Source organism: Novosphingobium sediminis (assembly GCF_007991615.1).
GTDB classification, from domain to species: Bacteria; Pseudomonadota; Alphaproteobacteria; order Sphingomonadales; family Sphingomonadaceae; genus Novosphingobium; species Novosphingobium sediminis.
On sequence record NZ_BJYR01000011.1, the window covers coordinates 46,627 to 72,398 of the forward strand.

At 67.4% G+C, this 25,772-nt stretch carries 22 protein-coding genes; 10 read left to right on the forward strand and 12 right to left on the reverse strand.

Annotation, left to right across the window (positions count from 1 at the left end; all coding sequences use genetic code 11):
- Positions 1-363 precede the first annotated feature (363 nt).
- Positions 364-723: a YciI family protein gene (locus tag NSE01_RS08380; RefSeq protein ID WP_147159144.1), complete on the forward strand. Its 360-nt coding sequence runs from the start codon at positions 364-366 to the stop codon at positions 721-723.
- 4 nt (positions 724-727) lie between these two features.
- Positions 728-1,984 carry an RNA polymerase sigma factor gene (locus NSE01_RS08385; protein WP_147159145.1) on the forward strand — a complete coding sequence of 419 codons (1,257 nt, stop codon included), beginning with the start codon at positions 728-730 and terminating at the stop codon, positions 1,982-1,984.
- A 9-nt stretch (positions 1,985-1,993) separates the two neighbouring features.
- Here the strand turns inward: NSE01_RS08385 and NSE01_RS08390 are convergent, their stop codons facing one another.
- The 4 genes from NSE01_RS08390 to NSE01_RS08405 form a co-directional block, all read right to left on the reverse strand.
- Positions 1,994-3,568, reverse strand: a complete 1,575-nt coding sequence (locus tag NSE01_RS08390; protein ID WP_147159146.1) for a hypothetical protein — start codon at positions 3,566-3,568, stop codon at positions 1,994-1,996.
- Positions 3,569-3,599: 31 nt separating this feature from the next.
- Entirely contained in the window at positions 3,600-4,154 is a 555-nt protein-coding gene (locus NSE01_RS21870) for an acyltransferase (RefSeq protein WP_147159147.1), read from the reverse strand.
- Positions 4,151-5,188, reverse strand: a complete 1,038-nt coding sequence (locus NSE01_RS08400) for a glycosyltransferase (RefSeq protein ID WP_147159170.1) — start codon at positions 5,186-5,188, stop codon at positions 4,151-4,153. Before NSE01_RS08400 ends, NSE01_RS21870 begins: the two co-directional genes overlap by 4 nt.
- A 196-nt stretch (positions 5,189-5,384) precedes the next feature.
- Positions 5,385-7,553 carry a GumC family protein gene (locus NSE01_RS08405; RefSeq protein WP_246135107.1) on the reverse strand — a complete coding sequence of 723 codons (2,169 nt, stop codon included), beginning with the start codon at positions 7,551-7,553 and terminating at the stop codon, positions 5,385-5,387.
- Between the two features lie 502 nt (positions 7,554-8,055).
- On the opposite strand from NSE01_RS08405, the gene NSE01_RS08410 reads away from it, so the two are divergent.
- On the forward strand, positions 8,056-8,658 hold the full coding sequence (locus tag NSE01_RS08410) for a polysaccharide biosynthesis/export family protein (protein ID WP_246135108.1): 603 nt from the start codon (positions 8,056-8,058) through the stop codon (positions 8,656-8,658).
- Here the strand turns inward: NSE01_RS08410 and NSE01_RS08415 are convergent.
- Positions 8,655-9,119: an HPP family protein gene (locus NSE01_RS08415; RefSeq protein WP_147159148.1), complete on the reverse strand. Its 465-nt coding sequence runs from the start codon at positions 9,117-9,119 to the stop codon at positions 8,655-8,657. The two genes, NSE01_RS08410 and NSE01_RS08415, sit on opposite strands and share 4 nt — an antisense overlap.
- Positions 9,116-9,709, reverse strand: a complete 594-nt coding sequence (locus tag NSE01_RS08420; RefSeq protein ID WP_147159149.1) for a TetR/AcrR family transcriptional regulator — start codon at positions 9,707-9,709, stop codon at positions 9,116-9,118. The genes NSE01_RS08415 and NSE01_RS08420 overlap by 4 nt, the downstream gene beginning before the upstream one ends.
- 98 nt (positions 9,710-9,807) lie before the next feature.
- On the opposite strand from NSE01_RS08420, the gene NSE01_RS08425 reads away from it, so the two are divergent.
- Entirely contained in the window at positions 9,808-9,993 is a 186-nt protein-coding gene (locus NSE01_RS08425; protein ID WP_147159150.1) for a hypothetical protein, read from the forward strand.
- 136 nt (positions 9,994-10,129) lie between these two features.
- The gene (locus NSE01_RS08430) at positions 10,130-11,035 is read left to right on the forward strand and encodes an MBL fold metallo-hydrolase (protein ID WP_147159151.1); all 906 of its coding nucleotides are present in this window, start codon (positions 10,130-10,132) and stop codon (positions 11,033-11,035) included.
- An 8-nt stretch (positions 11,036-11,043) separates the two neighbouring features.
- On the opposite strand, the gene NSE01_RS08435 is transcribed toward NSE01_RS08430, so the two are convergent.
- The 3 genes from NSE01_RS08435 to NSE01_RS08445 all read right to left on the reverse strand — a co-directional run bounded on the left by NSE01_RS08435 (position 11,044) and on the right by NSE01_RS08445 (position 16,346).
- On the reverse strand, positions 11,044-13,617 hold the full coding sequence (locus tag NSE01_RS08435; RefSeq protein ID WP_147159152.1) for a hypothetical protein: 2,574 nt from the start codon (positions 13,615-13,617) through the stop codon (positions 11,044-11,046).
- Between the two features lie 179 nt (positions 13,618-13,796).
- Entirely contained in the window at positions 13,797-14,939 is a 1,143-nt protein-coding gene (locus NSE01_RS08440; RefSeq protein WP_246135109.1) for a cell wall hydrolase, read from the reverse strand.
- A gap of 120 nt (positions 14,940-15,059) precedes the next feature.
- Positions 15,060-16,346, reverse strand: a complete 1,287-nt coding sequence (locus NSE01_RS08445; RefSeq protein WP_170233793.1) for an outer membrane beta-barrel protein — start codon at positions 16,344-16,346, stop codon at positions 15,060-15,062.
- A gap of 231 nt (positions 16,347-16,577) precedes the next feature.
- Here NSE01_RS08445 and NSE01_RS08450 point away from each other — a divergent pair, with 231 nt between their 5' ends.
- Positions 16,578-17,069 carry a hypothetical protein gene (locus tag NSE01_RS08450; RefSeq protein WP_147159155.1) on the forward strand — a complete coding sequence of 164 codons (492 nt, stop codon included), beginning with the start codon at positions 16,578-16,580 and terminating at the stop codon, positions 17,067-17,069.
- Here NSE01_RS08450 and NSE01_RS08455 read toward each other — a convergent pair.
- The 3 genes from NSE01_RS08455 to NSE01_RS08465 form a co-directional block, all read right to left on the reverse strand.
- On the reverse strand, positions 17,009-18,286 hold the full coding sequence (locus NSE01_RS08455) for a glycosyltransferase family 4 protein (protein WP_147159156.1): 1,278 nt from the start codon (positions 18,284-18,286) through the stop codon (positions 17,009-17,011). The two genes, NSE01_RS08450 and NSE01_RS08455, sit on opposite strands and share 61 nt — an antisense overlap.
- Entirely contained in the window at positions 18,283-19,551 is a 1,269-nt protein-coding gene (locus NSE01_RS08460; RefSeq protein ID WP_147159157.1) for a polysaccharide pyruvyl transferase family protein, read from the reverse strand. Before NSE01_RS08460 ends, NSE01_RS08455 begins: the two co-directional genes overlap by 4 nt.
- A 63-nt stretch (positions 19,552-19,614) precedes the next feature.
- On the reverse strand, positions 19,615-20,472 hold the full coding sequence (locus NSE01_RS08465) for a LysR family transcriptional regulator (protein WP_147159158.1): 858 nt from the start codon (positions 20,470-20,472) through the stop codon (positions 19,615-19,617).
- A gap of 94 nt (positions 20,473-20,566) precedes the next feature.
- On the opposite strand from NSE01_RS08465, the gene NSE01_RS08470 reads away from it, so the two are divergent.
- From NSE01_RS08470 to NSE01_RS08485, 4 genes are read left to right on the forward strand one after another with little or no spacing between them, the layout of a single operon-like run.
- Positions 20,567-21,733 carry an isovaleryl-CoA dehydrogenase gene (locus NSE01_RS08470; RefSeq protein WP_147159159.1) on the forward strand — a complete coding sequence of 389 codons (1,167 nt, stop codon included), beginning with the start codon at positions 20,567-20,569 and terminating at the stop codon, positions 21,731-21,733.
- Complete coding sequence (locus tag NSE01_RS08475; protein ID WP_147159160.1) at positions 21,730-23,331, forward strand: carboxyl transferase domain-containing protein; 1,602 nt, start codon at positions 21,730-21,732, stop codon at positions 23,329-23,331. The genes NSE01_RS08470 and NSE01_RS08475 overlap by 4 nt, the downstream gene beginning before the upstream one ends.
- A 5-nt stretch (positions 23,332-23,336) precedes the next feature.
- Complete coding sequence (locus NSE01_RS08480; protein ID WP_170233794.1) at positions 23,337-23,804, forward strand: nuclear transport factor 2 family protein; 468 nt, start codon at positions 23,337-23,339, stop codon at positions 23,802-23,804.
- Positions 23,801-25,678 (forward strand): acetyl/propionyl/methylcrotonyl-CoA carboxylase subunit alpha, encoded by a 1,878-nt coding sequence (locus NSE01_RS08485; protein WP_147159162.1) that lies wholly within the window; start codon positions 23,801-23,803, stop codon positions 25,676-25,678. Before NSE01_RS08480 ends, NSE01_RS08485 begins: the two co-directional genes overlap by 4 nt.
- Positions 25,679-25,772 lie beyond the last annotated feature (94 nt).

Below are 25,772 nucleotides of genomic sequence, written 5' to 3' on the forward strand. Positions count from 1 at the left end.
TGCAGCACCGCGCCCGCCAGCGGTCAAGCCATACCCCGCCTGTCCCGGAATGGGAGAAGTTGACACAGTTGACACAGTCCTGAGCCAAAACTGTCCACCCCATCGACGGCGGCCTTCGCATTGAAAATACGAAATAATCCGGGACACGGCATAGACCTCCGCATGCGCTGGGGCGGCAGAAAGGATGCCTCAAGACGGGGTGTGTAGGAAAATCGATTCAGGCGTTGGCCCTTGCCCACATGAGGGCTTCACCCATACTTTTCTTCACTCGCCTGTCGAAATTGCGTTCCCTCGCCGCACACCCCTTCAGGCAGCCACAGCTGCTTGCCGGATGATCCGGCCAGACCGATGAAGGAACCCGTCATGCAGTATGTTCTCCTCTTCCACGAAACCGCCGAAGAGCGCGCCAAGCGCCATGATCCGGTCGCTGCCGAGCCCTATTGGGGTGCCTGGAACGCCTATATGGGCGCAATGGCGCAGGCGGGTGTGATGGTCGGCGGCAATGGCCTCCAGCCACCCGAAACCGCCACGACCTTGCGGATCGAGAACGGCACGCGCCACGTCGTCGATGGCCCCTTTGCCGATACCAAGGAAGCCTTTGGCGGCTATGTCGTGCTTGAGGCCTCCGATCTCGATGCCGCGCTCGAATGGGCAGCGCGCGCGCCTTGCGCCAGCGGCGGGTCGGTCGAGATCCGCCCGGTCATGGCGGGGCCCACGGCCTGATCGGATGGACGCTGCGCGCCGCCCCTCTGCTGCCTTGGTGGCCGAACGGGCAGCGCGCGCGTCCTATGGCCGGTTGCTGGCGCTCGTTTCGGTGCGGACGCGGGATATCGCGGCAGCGGAGGATGCGCTGGCGGAGGCCTTTGCGGCGGCTCTCGCTCAATGGGGAGACCAAGGCGTGCCTGCCAATCCCGAAGGCTGGCTGCTGACCGTGGCCCGCCGCGCCGCCGGCCATCAGTGGGCGCGGGCGGAGACGGCCTCCCGCGCGGCCGATGTTCTTGCATTGCTGACCGAGGAACGGGAGGACTTTGCCGCCAGCCCGTTTGGCGACGAGCGTCTGGCCTTGCTGTTCGTCTGCGCACATCCTGCGATCGATCCCGATGCACAAGCGCCGCTCATGTTGCAGACAGTGCTGGGGCTTGATGCTTCCCGGATTGCGGCGGCGTTTCTGGTCAGCGGCGCGACGATGGGGCAGCGGCTGGTGCGGGCCAAACGCAAGATCCGCGACGCCGGGATCGCCTTTGCAGTGCCGGATCGGGAGGATGCTCCGAAGCGGCTCGATGGCGTGCTTTCGGCGATCTATGCGGCCTATAGCACGGCGTGGGACGATACGCTTGGTGCGGATTCCCGCCGCGCAGGCCTGCGCGGCGAGGCGTTGTTTCTTGCGCGGCTGATTGCTGAGCTGATGCCGGATCAGCCCGAGGCGCTGGGGCTGCTTTCACTTATCTGCTATTGCGAAGCGCGCCAGCCAGCCCGCCGCACGGCGGATGGCAGCTTCGTACCGCTCCATGCGCAGGATCCGCAGCTGTGGTCGCGGGACATGGTGCTTGAAGCGGAAACTGCGCTCCGCCGGGCGGCGACATTTGCCGCGCCGGGGCGGTTCCAGACCGAGGCCGCAATCCAATCGCTTCATGCGCACCAGCGCATGACGGGTGAGCGCTTTACCGCGCCGCTGGCCCGGCTTTACGATGTGCTTGCCGGCTTCGCGCCAACGACCGGGGTGATGGTCGCCCGCGCAGTTGCCCATGCGGAAAACGGGGCGTGGGATGCAGCGCTAGGTCAATTGCGCGCGATGGATGGCACGGCGGGGTATCAGCCGTGGTGGGCAGCGCTGGCTCGCGTTTCCTGGCTGGCGGGGGACACAGAGGGCGCGGCCAGCGCCGCAGCGACGGCAGCGGGGCTCAGCGCCGATCCGGCCATCCGGGCTTTCTTGCTAAGCGGGGGCTATCGCTTTGCGGCGGTCGGTCCGGAGTACAACGGGTGAGGCGCGCCATCACGCCAGTTCCAGCGCGCTGTCGAGCACGAGCGGTTCTGGCAGCATGAAGCCGCGCGGGGCTTCTGCTCCGGCAAGGAGGAATGGGGCCGGCCTGTCATGCGCCGCGACGGGCGGTTCGGCGATAGGGCCGGGGGCTGGGCCGGTGGCTGGGCTCGTAGCCGGAACGGTGAGGGCGGCTGAAGCCTGCATCCTGCGCAGCGCAAGTGCGGCGCCGCTCATGATCGCAAAGTCTGTGCCCGGATCGCAGGTGGGCGAGGCGATCGAGCCAATCGCCACGCCCATTATCATGGCCCAGCTACAAGCGGCTGCGGTGGAAAGGGCCTTGTCCTCGATCGGGGCCCAGGTCGAATGGCGAAGCGGGCTGAAGGCGGACAGGATGTGCAGGAGCAAGGTTACCGCGCCGATCACGCCGGTGCAGCCAAGCACGGCGGTTGCAAGGCTGGAGGAGCGGAAGCTGCCGGGGCCAATGCCGATGCCGCCGCTTTCGGCAAAGGCATGGAGCCCCTGCCACGCCCAGAAGCGGCGCTGCTGCGCGGAGAGCGTCTCGCTCTTTTCGATGGTCATGTGACGGATCATGTCGGCAAAGGAATCGGCGAAGTGCGGCTGCCAGATCATCACCGCGCAGCCAGCGGAGACGAGAGCGAGGAGCGCGCCGCCGATCCACAGCGCGCGGTCTGCGGGCAGTGCGCCGGGAAACAGCAACGAGCGCACCGCCACGATTGCGCCATAGGCGGGGAGGCCGGCATAGGCGCTGCTCGATGTGCTGAGCGCGAGGGCGGTGGCGAGGAGTGCGGCGGCGGGGCCCGTCCAGCGCGGATCGATCCGCCGCAGCCAGCATTCGAACGAGAACACGAACAGGACGAGGCCGTAGTTGGCGAAAGTCGAGGCCTCGGGCAGGAGCCCCGTCATCCGCACGAAGCCGTTGTACGACTGATCGAGCTGCGCATAGGCCGCATTGCGGAACACCGCGAGGACGACTTCGGCGGGTGTGCCCCGGATGACCACCGATGCGAAGCCCGTCAGCGCATGGGCGATGCCGACTGCCGCCAGCGTGCGCACCAGCATCGCGCGGCCCCGCTCCCGCCCGCAGGCGACGAAGCTGGCGATGCCGGCGATCAGCGTGCCGACAAGGTAGACGGCGGTGGTGAGGTTCTGCGGGCTCTGCATCAGTGGCCGGACGGCGTAGACATAGGCAAACGTCGAAACATAGCGCGCCTCGACGCGGCCGCGCAGGGGGGTGACCTCAAGCTGCCCGGCGAACAGGCGCGGCGCGATGAAGGCGATGGCGACGCCGTAAATGACGAAGCATACCAGCCAGCCATTGGCGCGCAGGGCGCGGCCCACGGCGGCCATCTGCCCGGCGCCCGGCACCAGCAGGCGCATGGCGACGAACAGCAGGGCGAACTGGATCGGCGGGATCGACGAGTTGCCGAGCACTGGCAACTGGAGCGCCGCAGACCCGCCAAACATGGCCGAGACGAGCGCGAAGGCGAACATGGCCTCAACCGAACCCGCAACGAACAGCGTGAGGCCGATGAGAACCTGTGCCGCGCCGATGAATGTCAGTTCCACGGCTGTGCCTCCGTGCTGATGGCCGTTCCGCTCATGGCCTGACGTACCCGTCTGCGGCGCGCACTGGCTTGACGTAGGCGGCGGGATTGCCGCGCCACACCTCGCGCGGGGGCACATCCGCGAACACCACCGAACCAGCCGCGACCACGGCATGATCGCCGATCGAGACCCCGGGCAGGACCGTGACGCCGCGCCCCAGCCAGACATTGCGCCCGAGCCTTACCGGCGCGACGCGCACGGGCTGGCCCTCGTGCACCGGGTGGTGGTTCGTATCGGCGAGGACGCAGCGCGGGCCGATGCGGCAATTCTCGCCGATGCGCACCGAATGGTGGCAGACGATCTCGACCCCGGCATTGAGGAACGCGCGGGCGCCGATTTCGAGCAGCGCGCCGGGGCCGACTTCGACCGCGACGGGGGCGCCATGGCAGTTCCAGTTGACGCGTTCGGCAATGGAGATGCGGCCGCGGCCCTCGATGCGGGGCAATCCGCTGTGGACGAAGAACCGCTTGCCCGGCGCATCGCCGCGCAGCCGCAGCCGCAGCGCGGTGAGCAGGGTGCGCAAGCGGTTCAGCGGTTGAAGCTTCATGCCAGCGCCTCCAGCACGCCCGCATCGAAGCGCTCTGGCGCGAAATCGCGGGCGCGCGCGATTGCGGCGGCGGGATCGAAGTGGGGGAGCCAGCGCTCCAGTTGCTGCACGGCCTCGATCAGCGCGTCGGTGGTCTGCTGGGCAAAGAACAGGCCGGTGCGACCTTCGACGACGCTATCAAGCGCGCCGCCCCGGCCATAGGCGATGACTGGACGGCCCGACGCCATGACTTCGACAGGCACGATGCCGAAGTCCTCCTCCGCGGTGAACACCAGCGCGCGGCAGCGGGCATAGGCTCGGCGCAGCTCGTCGAAGCTGAGGCGGGGGATGATGCGGATCGTCGGCCCGGCGCGCCTTTTGAGCATGGCAGCCTGCGGCCCATCGCCCACCACGGTGAGCGGCAGGCCGAGCGCGTTGAACGCATCGATGGCGAGGTCCGCGCGCTTGTAGGGCACGAGTTGGCCGACCCAGAGATAGCCCGGATCGATATCGTCCGAAGGCGCGAACAGGGCCGGATCGACCGGTGGATGAACCACATCGGCCTCGCGCCGCCACGCCTTGGCCACGCGCTCACGGATGAAGTTCGAATTGGCGAGCACCCGGTCCACCCTCGCGGCGGAGCTCGTGTCCCACTGGCGCAGGCCGTGGCACAGCACAGGCATGACCGCGCGGCGCAGCCAGCCCGCCTCTTCGCGGTAATCATGGTAGTGATCCCACAAGTACCGCATCGGCGAGTGGACGTAGCAGAGGTGCAGCGCATCGGGCGCGGGGATCACTCCCTTGGCGGGGCCGCTCTCGCTGGAGATCACAAGATCATAGCCGCGCAGGTCCAGCTGCTCGAGCGCCATGGGCATCAGCGGGAGGTAGGCCTGATAGTGCTTCTTCGCGCCCGGCAGCTTCTGGATGAAGCTGGTGCGCACCTTGTGCGCCCGGATCGTGGCCGACATCGCGGCGGGATCGTAGACATGGGTGAAGATATCGGCCTGGGGAAACAGCTCGAGCAGCCGCTCCAGCACACGCTCGCCGCCGCGCATGGTGACGAGCCAGTAGTGGATGATCGCAACCCGCTTGAAGCGCTTGCGCGGATCGGCTGGCAGCACGGCGCCGGGGCGGATCAGCGCAGGGCGGCGTGGCCGTTCGAGCACCGGAGCCGGGCTGGCGAAATCGGCACGTTGCAGGAGGAAGCCGCTCTCGGCCGCCGGCGAAGGTGCCTCCATGGGGGGCGCTGCCTCAGGCATAGTAGCGCTTGTACGAGTGGTAGAACGCATCGTCGCCATAGCCGAAGCGGGCCTGCTTGCGCATGTCGACGCGGGTGAGCGCGACGCCGGCAAGCTGCACCCGGTCGTCCGGAAGCAGTCGCAATGCGGACCGCAGGGCGGCCTCCGGCGTCTTGCGCCAGCGCACCACGAAGACCGAGGCGTCGGCCTTGCGCAGCATCAGCCGCGCATCGGCAATGGGCAGCACCGGCGCGGTATCGATGATGATCGCGTCGAACATCTCGCGCGCAGTTGCCAGCATCCGGTCCATTTCCTCGCCGGTCAGCAGTTCGGGCGCCTTGTCGCTGCCTTCAGCGAGCGGGAGGATGTTGAGCCCGGTTGCCGGGTCCACCACCAGTGCAGCTTCGAGCGGCGCCGTGCCTCCCAGCACATCCATCAGGCCCGGCCTGCCGGCATCGCCGCGCAGGAACCGGCTGACGCCCTGGCGCCTGAGATCGCCATCGATCAGCAGCACGCGGTCCCCGGAAAGCGCCATGGAGCGGGCGAGGCAGATCGAGGTCGTCGTCTTGCCCTCGTCCGGCAGGGCCGAAGTCAGCGCGATGATCCGCGCCTGCGAGGTGTTCATCGCGATCGAGGCGCGCAGAGAGCGGAAGCTTTCGGCAAAGGCTGAGCGCGGATCTTCCAGCAGCGCCGCCATAGGCACCTTCTCCTCCCCGCGCCAGACCGAGCCGAGCGTGGGGATCGAGCCGAGGTAGCGCACGCCCAGCCGCTGCTCGATATCATCGCCGGTGGTGAGGCCGCTGAAAGTCATTTCCGCAGCGAAAGCCGCCGCAATGCCGAGCCCGAGCCCGAGCGCGACCGAGAGCACGAGGTTGAGCGCCACGTTCGGGCTCGTCGGCCGCAGCGGCACGGCGGCAGGATGCAGCAGATCGGCGTCGGCTTGTTCCGTGCCTTCGCGCGCGGTCAGTTCTTTGAAGCGATTGAGGTAGCTTTCGTAGAGCGCGTTGGAAGTTTCGGCGCGCTTTTCGAGATCTTGCAGGCCCACCATTGCGGCATTGTTTTGCACCAGCATCCCGCGCGATTGCTGCAGCGATCCGGAAAGCGACGCCAGCCGATGCTCCGAAACGTGCGCCCGCGCCTCAAGGCTGGAGATGACCCGCCGTGTCTCGTCCGCAATCCGCGTGTCGATCGCGCCGAGAGCCGCGTTGGCGCGCAGCACATCAGGATGCCGCGGGCCGTAGCGCGCAGTGAGTGATGCCAGTTCGGTCGCCGCACTCGCTTGCTGTGCACGCAGGGAGCCGATCGCAGGGGATACCGCCACTTCGCCGACGCCGCCCGCACTGACGCCGAGCGCGAGCTGCCGCCGCGCTGCATCGAGCCGCGCGCCGTCCTCGCTCGCTTCTGCGCGGGCGGTGGTGACGGCCTGGTTGTAGCTGGAGATTTCCTGCTCGGTCAGCGTGCCCATCGTGGTCGAAAGCAGGTTGTTGGCGATGCGGTAGCGCTGCACCGCCGCCGTATCGCCGAGCGCTTGCTGGCGCAGCTGTTCGAGCCGTTCGGCGATGGCGGTCGTGGTCGCCCGTGCAGCCTGCCGCTTCGCGTCGAGTGCGCCGACGGTGTATTGCTGCGCGAAGGTGTTGGCGACGCGGGCTGCAAGCGCGGGATCGGTGTCCTCGAACGTGATCGCGATGCCGTAAGTCGTGCTGATGCGCGTGGCGACCACGCCCTTGCGCAGCCACACCAGTGCAGCGGCGCGGCCACCCAGCGGGCTCTTGGCAAAGCGTTCTTCCCGCGCGAGGGCGAGGCTGTCTGCCACCGCGGCAAGGTTCGCCTCGGACGTGACCACGGCAACTTGCGTATCGACATAGCCTTCGCTCGGAATAGCGGCTTGCTGCGGGCCATCGCTCGTGCTCGTCGGCGCGACAGACTGCGGGCGGCTGTTGAGCGTCACTTCGGCGCGCGCGGTATAGGTGCGCGGCTGGAGCGCCGTCAGCACCAATCCGGCGCCTAGCACAGCCAGCATGACGGCAAGGAACACGCCAAGGCGGCGGCGGAACACCGCGAAAAGCAGCCTCAGGTCCACCCGATCCGCCGCCGGGGGCGGGACGCGGGGTTCGAAGGCGAGGGCGGGCGCCATGCCTGGCACACCCCCGGCATTGCGATAGAGGCCGACTGCCGTGTTCACCCCTGTTCTCCTCAATCGAATGGTCCGTCCTCCCGCACAAGCAGCGCAGGGAACCGATATGGTAAAAAATGATCCGGTCGGAGAGAATTGCTCCCCTCACTTCATGCTGCGAGACTAGGCAAGGGGCCGCGACGGGGAAGGCGAAGCGTATCCGCTGCGGAGGCAAACCGGAGGCACCTGAGCCTCGATCAGCCTCACAGGATCGCTGCGCGTCTTCGCGGGCGCAGTCCGAAGCTTCGTACGGTGCTGCATCCCGCATCGCCGGATCGGGGGCAAATCCGGGTGAATGCTTACGGATTTATGCACCATGTTCCGCCGCGTGAGACTGCGGCGATAGTGCGGGGCGGCTGCCCATCAGGTGCGGCCCGGTCCTTGCGGAGTATGCGGCCCGAACACCTCCAAGGTGGAGGATTCGGCAAGGGGCGGGGTGATTGCGCTTTGCTGGCCGCCGCATAAACTTGGGGCATCGATCAAAAGCAGCCAGAAGCATTGGAGAATTCGCATGGAGAGCAAGCACGATAGCGGTCGGCGGGGGCGATACCGCACGGCGCTCGCAATGGCCGGTGCCGCTGCACTCATGCTTGGCGGATGCGCTGGTGCAAGCGCGCCGCCAATCTCGACGGCAGACGTCGCGGCGGGGCTTGAAAGCTACCATCTCGGGGCAGGCGACCGCGTGCGCGTCACCGTGTTCAACGAGCCGACGCTGACCGGCGAGTACAATATCACGCCTGGCGGTGCGCTCGCGTTCCCGCTGATCGGGGTGGTTGCAGCGGGCGGGCGCACCATCGACGCGGTGCAGCAGGAACTGACTGCAAAGCTCGCCGAGGGCTATGTCAACGATCCGCGCGTGAGCGTGGAGGTGCTCAACTACCGGCCTTTCTACATTCTGGGCGAGGTTAACCGACCTGGTGAGTATTCCTATGCCTCGGGGATGACCGTGGAGCAGGCGATCGCGCGTGCGGGCGGCTTTACCTACCGCGCGAACGAGAAGACGGTGTTCCTGCGCCGGCAGACTGGCCGAGCGGAGAGCGCAGTAGCGCTACGCAGCGCGCAAGTGGCCGTGCTGCCGGGCGACACGATCCGTATTGGTGAACGCTACTTCTAGGCGGAGGCTGCCCCATCGGAGCGGTCAAGCGCCCGGGCAGCGCCATAGAGCAGCGCTGCACCAAGCGCGACGGTGGCTGCATAGACGGGCATCGTCGCAGCGGTGAACAGCGGAATCGCTGCGTTGGCGGCGGCTGGCGGGTGGTAGCAGCGGAGCGTCCACATCAGGGTCACACCCACTGCAACGGCTGGCGCTGCCAGCCACAGGGCCCACGGATGCGCAAACGATCCGGCCATGAAGAACACCGCAATGCCAGTCGCGCCGCAGATCGCGTGGCCAAGGCTGGCGGCATGGGGCCGGGCGGCGGGTGCGTCGCGGCAGCCCACGATCAGCGCTGTGCTCGAAGCCCACGATGGCAGCATGAGCGCCAGACCTGCGATCCACGATGCGAAGACCAGCCCCTGCAGGATCAGCAAGGTCAGCGCGAAGAGTACGAGTGCCGCATTGGTTCGCGATGTCATGCCATTGTCCTGCTTGGCGGGCTGGCCAAAGATGCAGCTTCGTCTCGTACAGCGCGCAGAACCCGTTCCGCCGTTTCCGGATCGCTGGCCCGCGCGATCATCACGGCGCCAGCCGCCATGGCAAAAGTGCGCGCAGCGCGCGCTTCCCGCTCGGCTTCGGGTCCATCGAGATGCTCGGCGAGCGATCGGATCATCGCGCGCACGCCGCGTCCGAATTCGGCCTGCACGACCTCGGTGCTGCGCAGGACATCGTTTGAAAGCGCGGCGACCGGGCAACTGCCTGCGACATCCTCCACTCTTTCCGGCGCGGTGTAGCTCCGCATGAAGCTGCCGAGCGCCTGCTCTGCCGGTACTTCGGACAGGCCGCGGTCCACCACCTCGAGCATTTCTGCAAAGGCGCGGCCGAGGGCTGCAACGAGCAGGTCCTCCTTCGAATCGAAGTGGCGATAGAAGCCGCCATGCGTGCGGTTTGCGGCCCGCATAACGTCGCCGACACTCGTCCCCTCGATCCCGCGTTCGCGAAACTGGCGCGCCGCAGCAGCGACAATTGCTTGATGAGTCACGGCCTTGGCTTCGCGGGATTGGCGCATGGATCTCTCTCCGTGAGCTCACCCCTTGTCAAATAAGCTGATGGGTGTCAACTAAAAATTAAGATGATATACGTCATCTTATGTAGGAGGTCATTGCCATGGAAAAGTTCCCATCCGCTGCTGCCGCCAGATCGGCTCCCGCCCGGCAGGGTTTCCTTGCGCGCATCGCGGCGCTGCTCGATGCGCTCGATAGCGATCATTTCGCTGCACCGGAGGTGCGCATCGAGCGCCTCGAGCAGCGGATTGCCCGGCTGGAGGCCGCCGCTGCCAAACCGGAAAGCTGAGCCAAGGCTGCGCCTGATTTTGTCGCCACTGCTGCGGGCGCTTTTTGCGTTTGGAGGCCCTGCTGGTTGTGAAACGCGGCGGGCTGTTGCACTCTGCCGGCCGCCGGGGAACCGCCCGGCGGGGAGAGCGCGCACTATGGACCGTTTCAACATCGGCCACGTCACCGTCCACCGCATCGAGGAATGGCAGGGCACTTTCGCGCCGCCCTCGTACCTGTTTCAGGGCTACACCCCGGAAGGGTGGGACCCGCATGCCGAGGAATTCGCCCCCGAATACTTCGATCCCGCGACCGGCCACCTCTATGCCTTCCTGCAGAGCTGGGTGCTCGATACGGGCAAGGAGCGGATCCTGTTCGATACCGGCGCGGGGAACGACAAGGATCGGCCGAACATCCCCATCTTCAGCAATCTGCAGACCGATTTCCTGGGCAATCTGGCCCGCGCCGGGTTCCAGCCGGAGGATATCGACGTGGTGGTCTGTTCGCACATCCACATCGATCATGTCGGGTGGAACACGCGGCTGGTCGAAGGCAAGTGGGAGCCGACGTTCCGCAACGCCCGCTATGTTCTTCCGCTGGCTGACCGTGCCTACTGGGACCCGGAGGACGGCGCGGCGGGGCCGGAAGGCGTTGGCGCGGCGGTGAATGCGGGGATGTATGAGGACAGCGTCGCGCCGATTGTCGCCGCTGGCCGCGCCGAATGGGCTGAGCCGGGCTTTGCGGTGGCCGATGGGCTGACGCTGCACGCGTGCCCCGGTCACACGCCGGGCAGCATGATGCTCGAAGTGATGGGCAAGGACGACAACGCCCTGTTCGTCGGCGACGTTGTTCACCATCCGGCGCAGATCTACCGCCCCGAATGGAACAGCGTGTTCTGCGAAGAGCCCGAACAGGCGCGCGAGACGCGGCGCATGGTGCTGGAGCTTGCCGCAAGCCGCGAGGCGCTGCTGGTGCCGGCGCATTTCGGCGGGAACCATGCCGCGCGGGTGCTGCGCGAAGGGACGGGGTTCCGCCCGGTGCTGGGGGCGCTGGGGCTGGGGTAGCGCTCTGCTCAGGTGATCCAGGAACTCAATTCCACCGAATGCCAGCCGCCGTCCGGCCCCTGCACAAACAGGGTGGTGCCGCCCGTCCAGCCGAATGACCAGACCGCGAAGCCGCGCGTACCGGCCCGGTTCATGATAATTGGCGGCAGTTCGAGCAGGCGGAAATCAGGGCTCTTGCGCTGGAGCGCCTGCTCTCCCGCGTCGCTGTAGACGAGCGCGGGGAATGGCAGCCGTATGCAAGCGAAGTCCGCCGCGGTGCCCTTGATGAACAGCGGCCCGGTTTTTGCGTCGGGTGATTTTGCCCAATCGAAGCCGAGCAGCGCATCCTTGGGTCGGTTGATCGGCTCAAGCACCGCGGCTTCCTGCCGCCCACCGACGAGCCGCTGGAGCAGCCGCGCCCGCAGTTCGGCTGCCGGCGGGGTGGAGGCTGGGCAGGACGGCAGATCGCTGCCAACCACGAAAGGCTTCAGCGGCGCGGCTTGATCCATCAGCAGGTGCTTTGCGGCAATGTTGGTCAGGCCGTCGCCGTCGCTATCGGCCTCAAGTGCGGCCAGCGGCAATTCCAGATAGAGATCGCGGGCGGTGCGCCTGGTGCGCAGGCCAACGGGCGGATAGGTGATGCTGCGCGTGTCGAGCAGATCGACCGTGACTTCGAGGCGGATCGTTTCGCCATCGAGCAGCTGCAGCTTCGACTGGGCAGGCACGACATAGGGGAAGTAAGCCGCAAGACCGGTATAGAGCGGGGCTTGCCATGTCTTGCCGCCATCGCGGCTGACGTGGACCCAATACGCGCCGCGGCCCACTTCGCCCGATGGATCGAGCCGCGACGACGTGCTTACGGCCACCGCAAGCGTGCCGGCCTTGCCGGTTCGTAGTGGGTCAAAGCCGGCCGGAAGCTGTGCCCAGCCAAGCGGCCAGGGCGGGGGAACTGGTTCGGGCTGGGGCGATGAACGCAGTTGCGGGGCAAGCGGCTTTTCCGGGAAGGGCGAGGGATCGGGGTCCACCGGCGGCCGTTCGGACCAGAAAGCCTTGCGGGGCTCACCATCCGGATCGGCGAACGCCGCCAAGGTCGCCGCGCGCAGGGCCTCGTTCCGCGCCATGATGGAGTCCCAGCCGGGCAGACCGGCATTTCCAAGCGCGGCAAGGATCGGCTCTGCCTCCTTGCGCTGATAGCGATCGCGATCCTTGGCCGCGCGCAGCGAATCTGCTGCCCGGCGCCGGTCTTCCCTGCATTGAGCGGCGTATTGCGGCTCGGCAAGCTCATGGCAGCGCAGCGCGATGAGGATGCCGTCAGCCGTGTTGTTTCGCAGGTATCCGGCGGAAAGTTCGACCAGCGGATAGAGGTCGGTGCCCGCCTTGCTGATCGCCTCGCGCAGATAGGCAAATGTTATCGCATCGCTGATCTTGCGGTCATTATCTCCCTTACCCAGACCGCACGCCTGATCCTTGCCCGATTTGGGCGAGGTCGGCTGGCTTTGCGCGGCATAGAGGCAGTCAAGGAGCTTCGGAGAATCCGCCAGCGCATGATCGCCGGCGAGCAGCACTTCGGCCTCGCTCCCACGCGCGCCGAGCACCAGCGCCGCAGCCAGCCGCAGCCGCAACGACTGACGGTCCTCGTCAAACGCAAGCCGGGCGCCATCGACGGCCGCGATGAAGGCGGGCGCGACCGGGCTCAGCACCTCGCTGCGCAGGCCGGGATCGAGCGCGTCGAACCGGGCCAGAGCTTCGCTGCCCATACCCGCGCCGAGGAGGCTGTCGATCTGGTTGCGCGCCAGCCACACGCGCAAACGCGGCGTATCGGCGGCAGCGGCGGCGGCAAGCCCGCCCGGCGCCCGCAGCACTTCCAGAATGGGCAGCGCATCGAGCCCTTTGACATCACCCGTCAGCATGAGGCGCAAGAGAACGGTTGTGCGGCGATCCGGGCTGGCCAATGCCGCAAAACCGAGCGCCGGGCAGACTGATCCGCGCGCCATCGCCCATGCAGCAAGCGGCTTGTCCGGGGCGGCGGACTGGATCGCGGTATAGCCGGGGTCATCGCAATCGCCCCCTTCATCCAATGCTCGCGCGGCGATCTCGATGGTAAAAGGCGCGTGACCTGCTGCGGCCACATCGCGCAAAACCTGATCCGTAAAGGCAGGCCGCACCGGCGCCAGTTCGCCATCTTTGCCGAGGTCATAGTTGCCAATCCGGGCGATCAGCCAGTCCCGCGAGAGCGCCTGCATCGCCGCTTCCGGAATGCCGAGCCGGGCTGCCATGCCTGCGGTGGCCGCAGCGAGGGAACCGCGCTTGATCCCGCGCATCAGTTCGTCGTTCCACGCGATGAATTCGGGCGTGTAGCTTCGGTAGCTTTCGAGTGGGTCAAGCTTTGCCGCTGCGGCAAGCAGCTTGCGTTCCGAGAGCTTCATCGGGTTGCTGATGCGCCGGTCCAGCGAACTGCCTGCGGAAACAGCATAGTCCGCTTCGGCTGCGGCGGAGGCCGCATCGCGGGCTGCCGCGGCGGCCAGATCCTCTTGTGCGCGAAGAGACAGCGGGCCTGCTGCGGCAGCGGCCACGAAAGCAAGGCCAAGGAGCCATGGACGCATCGAAGGCAATCTCCCGAGCCTGCCGCTGATCCGGCATCGGCCTCTTCAGGAATGCCACAACCGCTGGGCCTCGCAACGCAAATTGGCTCCACTGTGCGCGGAAGTTTTCCCGGTCGATGGGAGCGAGGAGCAACGGGCGTTGCTTGCTCGGCAATGGGTTTTCGCGCCGGCGCGCCGGTTCAGCCCCATTCCGCCAGCAGCCGGGCCAGCGAGGCACCCTTGGGCAGGCAGCGCGCGGGATTTGCGCGGGGGAGGGCGGCGCAATCCCACCATGCGCCTTCAGCGCCAGTGCGCCGATCCCGCAGATAGACGAAGCCCGGGCCTTGGCCGGGTGCAGCGCCAAGCAGTTCACCGATCACGGCGCAGCGCTCGCGATCGGCGCAGGCGGCAAGGGCGCGCATGGCATACGTGCCGGGGAAAGCAGCGGGATCGAACGCCAGCACGATACGCGCGTTGGCGTTTTGGCCAGTTGCCGGGGCTGCCGCGAGCGCGGCGCTGCGGGGCGGTCCACCCGCCTCATCCAAGGGGAGATAGGCCAGCGGCGCGGCGATGCCGGGCGGCGATGGTGCGTTGGCATCGGGCGCGCCGTCCGTGCCGACATGGGCTGGCGAGAGCGCGGCCATTGCAGCGATGCGGGGCTCATCGCCGCCCGAACCGCGGCGCAGCACCGCAGGTGAACCCCAGTCGCCCGGCCAGCGGTAGAACAAGTGCAGGCCGACTTGCGCGAGCTTGACGAGCCCGCTGCGCCAGACGGGTACGACGTAGTCTGCATGATAGTGCGTCGCGAGGCCGACACGCGGATCGACCGCGCCTGCGAGCGCAGCCGCCGCAACCGCGCGCGCCCTTGCCCACGCGGCGGGCGCGGGATGGCGCGATTGCATCGAACCGTCGCAGGTGAAGCTGAACTGGCAGCCGGTGGTCCGCTCAGAGCCCTGAAACACCACGCCGCACACGCTGGCAGGAAATGCCGGATGGCGCGCGCGGTTGAGCACGACTTGCGCAACTGCGCGCTCGCCGGAGGGATCGTCGCCCGCTTCGTACCAGGTGGCGGCGGCAAGGCAATCGAGCGCGCGGGCTTGCGGCAGCGCGTCAGCCGAGCCGAGGCGGAAGGCGGGGGCCGCAGCGCGGGGCGGCTCGATCGGGATGGCGGCGTTGGCGGCGCGCGCAGTCTCGGGCTCAAAGGGCAGCAGGGCTGCGGGATCGGGCAGCGGGGGCGGGAATGCGAAACGCACTTGCGGGCCGGCGGGCGGCGGCGCGAGCATGGTCAGCGCTGCGCCAAGGCCTGCGAGAAAGAACAACGCGATGAGGAGGCGCAAGGTCACCGAGGGAGGTGCTGGCAGACGGGGCAAGCGGGGAAAGCGCCGCCGGGCCGCCCATGCGGGCAGGGGCGGCGGGTGGTCCGCATTGGACCGTGCGTTGCGGGGCAGGCTGGCCATGGATCCCTACAGCCGCCAGCGCAGCGAAAGCGTGGCGCGGTTGCGATCATAGGCGCGGCCGAGATCGATCGCGCCTGTGTTGCGCCCGAGGCTGTGCGCATATTCGCCGGCAATCTCGATATGTTGGGTCAGCCGCCAGGTGACCCCGAATGCGCCGGTGAAGTAGCGTTCCCGCCGTGGTGCTGCGCCGCCCGGCACCCGAAAATCGGCGACAAGATAGCGCAGCGCGGGCCGCAGGATCAGCGTGCGGAGCAGTTCGTGTTCGGCCGAGAGGCTTACCTCGTGCTGCTGGATGCCGGCCACGCCAATGATCGGCGAGCGCTGGAACGTACGCCCGCCGGAGAGGCGCACGCTGGTCAGCCGCGTCGGGCTCCAGCGCAGCTGCGCGTTGTAGGCAAGGCCGCTGATGCGCGGGAAGACCGGGGCGGAGAAATCCTGCCGCACCCAGCCCACGCCTAGTTCGCCCTGCAGCAGCCGGTTGAGCCCGAAGGCCACGCCGGTGAGCGCGGTGAAGCCATGGGAATCGCGGTTCGGCCCGATTGGCGGGGCAATATAGCGGTTGCGATTGTAGGCCAGGCTGGCGAAGGCAGCGATGCCGGGGCCCACGCCGACCGCAGCCCGCAGCGAACCCGTCAGCGCCTCATAGTCGCGCTGGGAAAGATCGACCACGGTGCCGCCAAGCTCACGGTCGGCGTAGCGATAGCGCTCGTAGCGGCCACCGAGCGTGATGCGGGCGCGAGTGAAGGTCTGCTCGATCTCACCGCCGCCGGAAAGCTGCGTGTAGGCAACAGGCGCGGCGCCGAACAGCGTATCCCCGGTCGTGCCGCGCGCCTCGATCCGCCGCGACGCGCCGATGTCGCCCGAGAGCCGTGTGTTGCCCGAAATGTCGAGCCGGCCGTCGAGCTTGACGGCGTAGGTATCGACATTCTCGGCCGTGCGCTGGGCGTAGCGCTTGATCGCGCCGTCCGCAGAGATGCCGAGCGCGTGGCGGGACCACTGCGAGCGCACCGCGAGCGCGGGCAGGATCGCGACCGCGACATCGCCCCGCTTTGTATCGCCGCGCGCGTAGATGTTGTCAGTTGCGTCCGCCTCGATCCCGAAGCTTGGCGAGATCAGCAGCGCGCCGAGCCTTGCACCCGACGTCTCCACCTCTGGGCGTGAGCGGGCGCCGACGGTATCGCGCTCCATCCGCATATCGACCGTGGTTTGCGCGCGCGCATCCGCCAGCGGCGCGATCAGGCCGAGCAGGCAGAACGAGATCGCCCGCGATTGCCGCGACTGCCTGATGACCATTCCCCGATCCCTGATCCTGCGCCGTGTGGGCCCCATGGCGGCTGGGTACCATCGTTTCCCACCGCCCCTTCGCGCAATTAGCCCCGTATCTGAGCGATCTCCCTTAGGGTTCGGACCCGGATCGGGGCTTCGGGCCGGTAGATCGGGCTTTTTCAGCCGGGTCGGATGCGGAGCCTTTCGTTGGCGCACGGTTAACCACTGGGCGAAAGCGTTCCTTGAGCAGGATCAGGCATGGTCCTGCCCATGGACGCACTGCTTGCCCGCATCACGCCCGGCCATATCGCCAGTTTCGCCCGGATCGGCGCGCTGCTGATCGCGTTTGCGCTGACCGCCGGCTATGTGACCGACCGCCTCACGCTCGAGTTGGCGGGGGTCGGTGCGTTGTTCCTTGCCGTGCTGACGCTGCTTGCGCTGCCGAACCAGCGCAGTTCCGAACTGCTCGGCGCGCTGGCGATCTGGCTGACTTATGCCGAGTTCATGGCCGCCATCCAAAGCGGACATTTCGACCTGTGGCGCTGGGCCGTGGTGCTGGCGACGCTGAGCCTCGTGATCTTGCCGATCAAGGTTCAGCACTTGCGGCAGCTGGCGCGCAGCAATCCCTATCGGCCGCTGGGCGAACTGGACCGCCGCGTATGGACTGTCGTGCCGGAAAGTGCGGCGCCCTATGCGCCTGCCGTGATCAGCTTCGATCCGGATGCGGATCTGGCGCCCGCGGTGGCCTGACCGGGTTCAAGCCGCGCCGCATAATGAGCGAGCAGGCGGTCGATCCATTCTTCGGGTGACAGCGCGAGGTGGCGCGTGGCGGTGAAGCCGGCGCGGCTCATCGCTTCCACGCGTCCGTCATCGCGTGCGAGCGCGGCGAGAACAGCAGAGTGGGCGGCGATATCCTGCGGGTAAACGGCATTCGCCGCGCCGGCTGCGACAAGGTCTGCCGCTAGCAGGGCAGTCGGCGGCAGGATCACCGGCAGACCTGCCAGCGCCGCTTCCATTGCGACGAGGCCGTAGGGTTCGGGATAGCGGCTCGGCATCACCAGCATTCGGGCGGCTGCGGCGAGGGCGCCAATGGCTTCGGGCGCGAGCCGTCCGGCAAAATGCGCTTCGGGGTATTCGGCGGCGAGGCGTGGGCGGTCTGCGCCGTCACCGACGAGGATGATCGGCACCGAGGCGCGCCGTGCCGCAGCCAGCGCAAGGTCGGCGCCCTTGGTCGCCTCGATCCGCCCGACGAACAGCAGGGTATCGTTGCGCTCGGCAGTGATGCGCGTGTTGCTGAAGGGGATGACCGGGTTGGGCAGCGACTGGATCACCTCTGCTGGAATGCCCGCGCGCGCCAGCATCGGGCGCATTGCGGAGTGGATCGCCAGCACGGGCGGAGAGCTTTGCGGCTGGTAGGCGAAGCGCTGGAGGGCGTAGCGGGCGACGCGCCACAGCTTGTGCGCCTGCCCGCGCCGGTCGCACGCTTCGGCAAGGCAGGCGCGGGAAAGCGCGGTGTGGGGGCACGGTTCGCCGGTCTTGAACCGGGTGAAGGCACCGTTCGGGCAGGCGAGGAAGAAATCGTGCGCGGAGATCACCAGTCGCTGCCGCACCGGGGCGAGCGCGGCGAAGACCGAGGGCGAGAGAATCTGCGACCAGCCGTGGAGGTGGTAGACCGTGCGGGGCGTATCGTGAGCGGCGATCCAGCGGCGGATCATGCGGGCGGCGGCGCGGTTCCACAAGCCATCGAGCAAGGCGCCGCCGCGCCCGAGCAGGCGGGATTGGCCAAGGCCGGTGGCGGCGATCCCGGCTTTGCCGAGGGCCGGATCGGGCGCGTCTCCCGATAGCAGGGTGACGCGGTAGCCGCGCTCGGCAAATTGGCGCGCGGAGCTGACGGCGAGCGCGCTGGCCCCGCCCATCGGGTGCGAGAGATCGTTGATGACGACGATGCGGTCCAGCGCCGGGTTCATGCCGCCTCCTTGGCGGGCTGCATCGCTCTCGCCAGCGCAGCGGCCATGCGCGCGATATCGCTGCGGGTGCCGGAGATCAGTTCTTCCAGCGCGGCGCGGTCTACGCCTTCGGCCATGGCCTTGCGGGCCAGCGCCGTCAGCGCCGGGCCATCGAGCGAGGCCGTATCGGCAATGAACGTACCGCGCCCAGCGAGCGCGAAAAAGCTGTCGAGCTTGACGTCCCAGCGCAGGCCGATGGTGGGGATGGCGAAGGAATGCGCGGCAATGCAGGCGTGCATGCGGTGCGCCACGATCAGCTGGCAACCGGCGATGAAGTGGATCATTTCGGCGGGGTCTGCGAAGGGATTGGTCATCGTGACCGGTCCCTTCGCGGCGAGAATCCACGCCGGGCCCATCGCGGCGAGGTAGTCGCGGTCCTCCGGGCTGCCGTTGGTGAAGAGGGCGACGCGCAAGCCGGCGGCGACCAGCGCGCGGGCTGCCGTGCCGTACCAGATAGCGAGTGCGGCGCAGGCATCGGCTGCCGTTCCTGCTTCCGGCCCCGTCGCGTGATAGCGCAGCGCCATGGGTGCGGTGATGCAAAGCCCTGCGAGCGGCGCGTCAAACGGCAGCGGCGGGCGGGGGAAGTGGCAGCTGGCGAGGAGGCCGGGATCGCCGCTGAGCGCTGCGGGGCGCACGCCTTGCGGCACCAGCAAATCGCGCCATGCGGCCTGACTGCGCGCATCTCGCACAGCTGCGTAGGCGAGCTTGGCCGATTGCAGCGCTTCGCCGAACAGACGCTTGCCAGCCGCAGACCACTGCCGGTTGGCTCCGACGCCGTAAACTGCAACCGGCAGACGCAGCCGCGCGGCCTGCCGCAATGCCCCGGCGATCTTCATCGGGAAGTTGAGATCGGCATCCGTGAGGAGGTTGCCGCCGCCGAGCACGACCGCATCGCACCCCGCAAGCCGAGCGTGCACGTGCCGCCGCAGCCTGAGCCGCACCAGCGCCGATAGCGCGGCGCGCGTGGCAAGGCTGCGCAGCGCTGCGGGCAAGGCTTCGAGCAGACCGATGAGCGCCGCGCGGCGGCTGGGCGCGATGGCGGGGTAGGCCCGCCGCCCGGCGAGATCGATCGAGAACACTTCGGTGCCCGGCGCGATCGACTGGAACGTGCGCGCCAGTTCCGCCTCGAGGCATTCGGACAGCAGCCCGTCGCCCAGATTGGGGCTGTACTTCACATTGAGCAGCGCGATCCGGCGCGCCGGAGACGGGGGGGCGGCTGTGGTCATGCCGAGGAGGTGTCATGCAGCCCAGCCCACCAGCAAGCGCGGATAGAGCCGGAATCGAGCGGTTCACCCGGCCGCGGCAAGCACCTCGCGAAGAATCGAGCGCAGGCCACTGGCGGCGATCAGATCCTCTTGCCCGCCCGCCACGATCAGCCCGATCCGGCGGCGATAATCGTATCCTTGCAGGGGGACGGCAACGGTCCCCTCTCCGGCAAGCGAGACCGGCGCGGTCGTTACGCCTGCCCCGGCGGCGACGAGGGCCAGGCAGCGGTCATCGTTCGCGCCGCGAAAGGCAAAGTGCGGGCGCACCCCGCGCGCAGTGAAGAAGCGGCTGGTTTCGGCAAGGATCTCGCATGAGCGGCGCGCGATCATCGTCTCGCCCGCCAGTTCTTCGGGCAGCAGCATTTCGCGAGCGGCAAAGCGGTGCGCGGCCGGAAGCACCATCGCATAGCCTTCCTCGAGCAGTGCTTCGGCCCCTGCTTCCGCGCCGTGGAGCGTCGTCAGCACCGCATCGAGGCGGTGTTCAGCGAGGCGCCGCCTCAGGTCTGCGTCTGGCGCTTCGGTGAGCGTCAGGCGGCTGGGGGCGAAGCGCGCGGCAACGCCCGCCACCATGCGCGTCGAGAGCGAGGCGATCACCCCCAGCCGCAGCGGCGGGGCGGGGGAGGGCGCGGCCAGCACGCCGCGCTCGGCGAGGCCGAACTCGCGCTCGATCGACCGGGCGTGGACGAGCAGGCGATTGCCCGCCTCGGTCAGCCGCAGTGCCCGCCGTTCGCGCAGGATCACCGCCGCGCCAAGTTCGCGCTCCAGCTCGGCAATTCCGGCGGAGAGGGTGGGCTGCGAGACATGCAACTGGTTTGCCGCTGCGGTGAACGAGCCAGTATCGACGAGAGCAAGGAACTGGCGCAGATGGCGGCGGCTTAGCATAGGTTTTTCCTATACCAACCCCGGCGAAGATTCAATTTTTCCGAAGCTGCGGTTTGGCATAGGCTACCCCCGATAAAGAGGAGCCTGACTGGAAATGCGCGCCACGCCCGAGCTTGATTTCGCCCTGCCCGAAAGCGCCATGATGATCCGCGAGGCGGCTGGCCGCTTTGCTGACGAGAAGATCGCCCCGCTCGCCGCCAAGGTGGACGCCGAGGACTGGTTTCCGCGCGAACTGTGGCCCGCGATGGGCGAACTGGGCCTCCATGGCATCACGGTGGAAGAGGAATGGGGCGGGCTCGGCCTCGGCTATCTCGATCACGTCGTCGCGGTCGAGGAAGTCAGCCGCGCCTCGGCGTCGGTCGGTTTGAGCTACGGCGCGCATTCCAACCTTTGCGTCAACCAGATACGCCGCTGGGGCAGTGACGAGCAGAAGGCCAAGTACCTGCCGAAGCTGATTTCCGGCGAGCACGTCGGCAGCCTTGCGATGTCGGAAGCGGGCGCCGGGTCTGACGTCGTTTCGATGAAGCTGAAGGCCGATGCGGTGCCGGGCGGCTATGTCCTAAACGGCACCAAGTTCTGGATCACCAACGCGACTTACGCCGATACGCTGGTGGTTTATGCCAAGACCGCGCCCGAAGCCGCGAGCCGGGGGATCACGGCGTTCCTGATCGAGAAGGACATGCCGGGATTCTCGATTGGCCAGAAGATCGACAAGATGGGCATGCGCGGCTCGCCCACGGCTGAGCTGGTGTTCAATGATTGCTTCGTGCCGGAAGATAACGTGATGGGGCCGCTGCATGGCGGCGTCGGCGTGCTGATGTCGGGCCTCGATTACGAGCGCGTGGTGCTGGCGGGCATCCAGCTTGGCCTGATGCAGGCCTGCCTTGATACGGTCATCCCCTACGTCCGCGAGCGCAAGCAGTTCGGCAAGCCGATCGGTACGTTCCAGCTGATGCAGGCCAAGGTGGCGGACATGTACGTCGCGCTGCAATCGGCCCGCGCCTATACCTACGCCGTCGCGCGTGCCGCCGATGCTGGGCAGACCACGCGCTTCGATGCGGCGGGCGTGATCCTGCTGGGCAGCGAAGCCGCCTTCCGCGTCGCGGGTGAGGCGGTGCAGGCGCTGGGCGGCGCGGGCTATACCAAGGACTGGCCGGTCGAGCGCTATCTGCGCGATGCCAAGCTGCTCGATATCGGCGCGGGCACCAACGAAATCCGCCGCATGCTGATCGGGCGCGAACTGATCGGGGCGCACGGATGAGCGCCCCCGTCCTATCCTCCAATCTCGATCTTTCCAGCCCCGAGGCGCAGGCCCGCGCCGCGCACAACCGCGCGCTGGCCGCGGAATTGCGCGCCCGCGTTGCCAGGGCGGCGCTCGGTGGGGACGAGAAATCGCGCGCCCGCCATGTATCGCGCGGCAAGCTCCTGCCCCGTGACCGCGTGGAGCGCCTGCTCGATCCCGGCTCGCCGTTCCTCGAAGTAGGCCAGCTTGCGGCGAACGGGATGTACGGCGACGAAGTACCCGGCGCGGGGATCATCACCGGGATTGGGCGGGTTTCGGGCCGCCAGTGCATGATCTTTGCCAATGACGCGACGGTGAAGGGTGGCACCTACTTCCCGATGACGGTGAAGAAGCACATCCGCGCGCAGGAAATCGCCGCCGCGAACCGACTGCCGTGCGTTTACCTCGTCGATAGCGGCGGCGCGAATTTGCCTAATCAGGCGGAAGTCTTTCCGGACCGCGATCACTTCGGGCGGTTCTTCTACAATCAGGCGCAGATGAGCACGGCAGGCATTCCGCAGATCGCCAGCGTGATGGGCAGCTGCACCGCGGGTGGGGCGTACGTTCCCGCGATGAGCGACGAAAGCGTGATCGTGCGCGAACAGGGCACGATCTTCCTTGCCGGTCCGCCGCTGGTGAAGGCGGCGACGGGTGAAGAAATCAGCGCCGAGGATCTGGGCGGCGGCGATCTTCATGCGCGCAAGTCTGGCGTCGTCGATCATCTGGCGGACAATGACGAACATGCGCTCACCATCGTGCGCGATATCGTCAGCCATCTGGGGCCGGGGCCTGCAGGTGTGCAGGGGGCGGTAGCGCCGCGCCCGCCCAAGTACGATCCGGAGGAGCTTTACAGCATCGTGCCGGACGACGTGCGTGCGCCTTATGATGTGCACGAAGTCATCGCCCGGATTGTCGATGGTAGCGAATTCCACGAGTTCAAGGCGCATTACGGCGCCACCCTCGTCTGCGGCTTTGCGCGCATCTGGGGCATGGAAGTCGCCATCCTCGCCAACAACGGCGTGCTATTTTCGGAAAGCGCCCAGAAAGGCGCGCATTTCATCGAACTCGCCTGCCAGCGCCGCATTCCGCTGCTGTTCCTGCAGAACATCTCGGGCTTCATGGTCGGCGGGAAGTATGAGGCGGAAGGCATTGCCAAGCATGGCGCAAAGCTGGTGACGGCAGTCGCCACCGCACAGGTGCCCAAGCTGACGGTGCTGATCGGCGGCAGCTTCGGCGCGGGCAATTATGGCATGTGCGGCAGGGCCTACGATCCGCGCTTTCTGTTCACCTGGCCCAATGCGCGCATCAGCGTGATGGGCGGCGAACAAGCGGCTTCGGTGCTGGCGACGGTCCACCGCGATGCCGCGACATGGACGCCGAAGGAAGCCGAAGCGTTCAAGGCACCGATCCGCCAGAAGTACGAGGACGAGGGCAATCCCTATTACGCCACGGCGCGGCTGTGGGATGATGGGGTGATCGATCCGGTGCAGACGCGCGATGTGCTGGGGCTGGCGCTGGGGGTTTGCCTCGAAAACCCGATTACGGAGGCGCCCCGGTTCGGGGTGTTCAGGATGTGATGCCCATGTTTGCGATCCTGTCAGCCGCCGCCCTCGCCGCCACCACTCCGCTCCCGACTGCAGAGCGCCTGCCGCCGCCCGATTTCGGCGACAAGGAAGTTATCGCTGTTGTCGAAGCCCTGTTCACCACGCTCGAGGCTGGCGATGGCCCGGCGCTCTTGAAGCTGGTTTACCCCGATGGCCGGGTCACTGCGCGCGGTACACTGCGGAGCGGTTTCACCGGGCGGCGCACGCAGACCTTTGCCGAATACGCTGCGAACATGAAGCTCGGCGCCGGCTTCCACGAGCAGATCAGCGACATGGTGATCGAGCGTGATGGCGATGTCGCAATGCTGTGGGCGCCGTTCACCGTCTCGATCGGCGGCAAAGTGGTGAGCTGCGGCTTCGATCACTTCGATTTCGTCCGGGAGGACGGCACGTGGAAGGTGATGAACCTCACGTTTTCCTCGCGCACGGAAGGGTGCGGCGCATGATGAAGTCTTTGTTGATCGCCAATCGCGGCGAGATTGCCTGCCGCGTGATGCGCACCGCGCGCCGGATGGGCATTCGCACCGTGGCGGTCTATTCCGATGCCGATGCCAAGGCGCTGCATGTCCGCTCGGCGGACGAAGCCGTGCATATCGGCCCGAGCCCGGCGCGCGAGAGCTACCTCGTCGGCGCAAAGATCATCGCCGCCGCCAAGGCGACTGGTGCCGAGGCCATCCACCCCGGCTACGGCTTCCTCTCCGAAAACGCCGAATTCGCGCAGGCCGTGCTCGATGCGGGGCTGATCTGGGTCGGCCCCAAGCCTGCCTCGATCACCGCGATGGGCCTCAAGGACGCGGCCAAGGCGCGGATGATCGCGGCGGGGGTGCCGGTGACGCCGGGCTATCTGGGCGAGGACCAGTCCGAAGCGCGGCTTCAGGCCGAGGCGGATGCGATTGGCTATCCGGTGCTGATCAAGGCGGTTGCGGGCGGGGGCGGCAAGGGCATGCGGCGCGTGGAAGCCGCCGCCGATTTCGCCGAGGCGCTTGCCTCCTGCCGCCGCGAGGCTGCCGCCAGCTTCGGCGACGACCGCGTGCTGATCGAGAAGTACATCCTCTCCCCCCGCCACATCGAAGTGCAGGTGTTCGGCGATAGCCACGGCAATGTGGTGCACTTGTTCGAACGCGATTGCTCGCTCCAGCGGCGGCACCAGAAGGTGATCGAGGAAGCCCCCGCGCCGGGCATGGACGAAGCGACCCGCGAAGCCGTCTGCAGCGCAGCCGTCCGCGCCGCCAAGGCAGTGGACTACGAAGGCGCTGGCACGATCGAATTCATCGCCGATGCCAGCGAAGGCCTGCGCGCTGACCGCATCTGGTTCATGGAAATGAACACGCGGCTTCAGGTCGAGCATCCGGTGACGGAGGAAATCACCGGCGTCGATCTGGTGGAATGGCAACTGCGCGTGGCGAGCGGGGAACCGCTGCCGAGGCGGCAGGACGAGCTCAGCATCAACGGCTGGGCGATGGAAGCGCGGCTCTATGCGGAGGACCCGGCGACCGGGTTTCTGCCGAGCGTCGGTCGCCTTACTCGTTTCATGATGCCGTCTCACACGCGGATAGATACCGGCGTCGAAATGCATGATGCAGTAAGCCCATTCTACGACCCCATGATCGCAAAGGTTATCGCTAGCGGTCGAGAGCGCGGGCTTGCACTCCGAAACCTTAAGCGGGCGCTCGATCAGATCATGGTTTGGCCGGTTCGCACGAACCAAGCCTTTCTCGGACGGCTGCTTCGTCTTGAAGCATTCGCGCGTGGCGAAGTTGATACTGGCCTGATCGAGCGGAATGTCGAGATACTGGTCACGCCACGCCCGATCACAAAGGCGGACATGGGCACGGCACTTTGGTCCATGGAAATCGTTGGTGACTGGGAAAGCAGGGCGAACACCATTGGACCGCCGGGATTTCGGCTCAATGCAGCGCCACAAACTGAAGTGCTGCTGATTGATGACCGAGGAGAACGGCACTGGGCATCGCTCAACGATCCTCGGGGCGTCTCTTCGGACGAAGTCGATGGCGAAATAGTCACATACGTTGAGGGTGAAGCGCGTGGCCTCAGGCTATTTCGCGCGACAGGTGGCGCGGGTGGCTCCGCGTCCGACGGCGCCATCCTCGCCCCCATGCCCGGCAAGGTCATCGCGGTGGATGTCGCGGCTGGCGACACCGTCACCAAGGGCCAGAAGCTCCTCGTCCTCGAAGCGATGAAGATGGAACACGCGCTCACCGCGCCGTTCGATGGCATCGTTGCCGAACTCAGCGTCACCGCCGGTTCGCAAGTGCAGGTGGAAGCCCTGCTGGTGCGGGTCGAAGCTGCGGATAGCTGAAAAAGCCCCCCTCCCCGTCGGGGAGGGGATGGGGGAGGGGGAGCGCGCAGCGGCGTGGGCGCTGGCGTCGTAAACCCCCCCCCCGCCCCCCCCC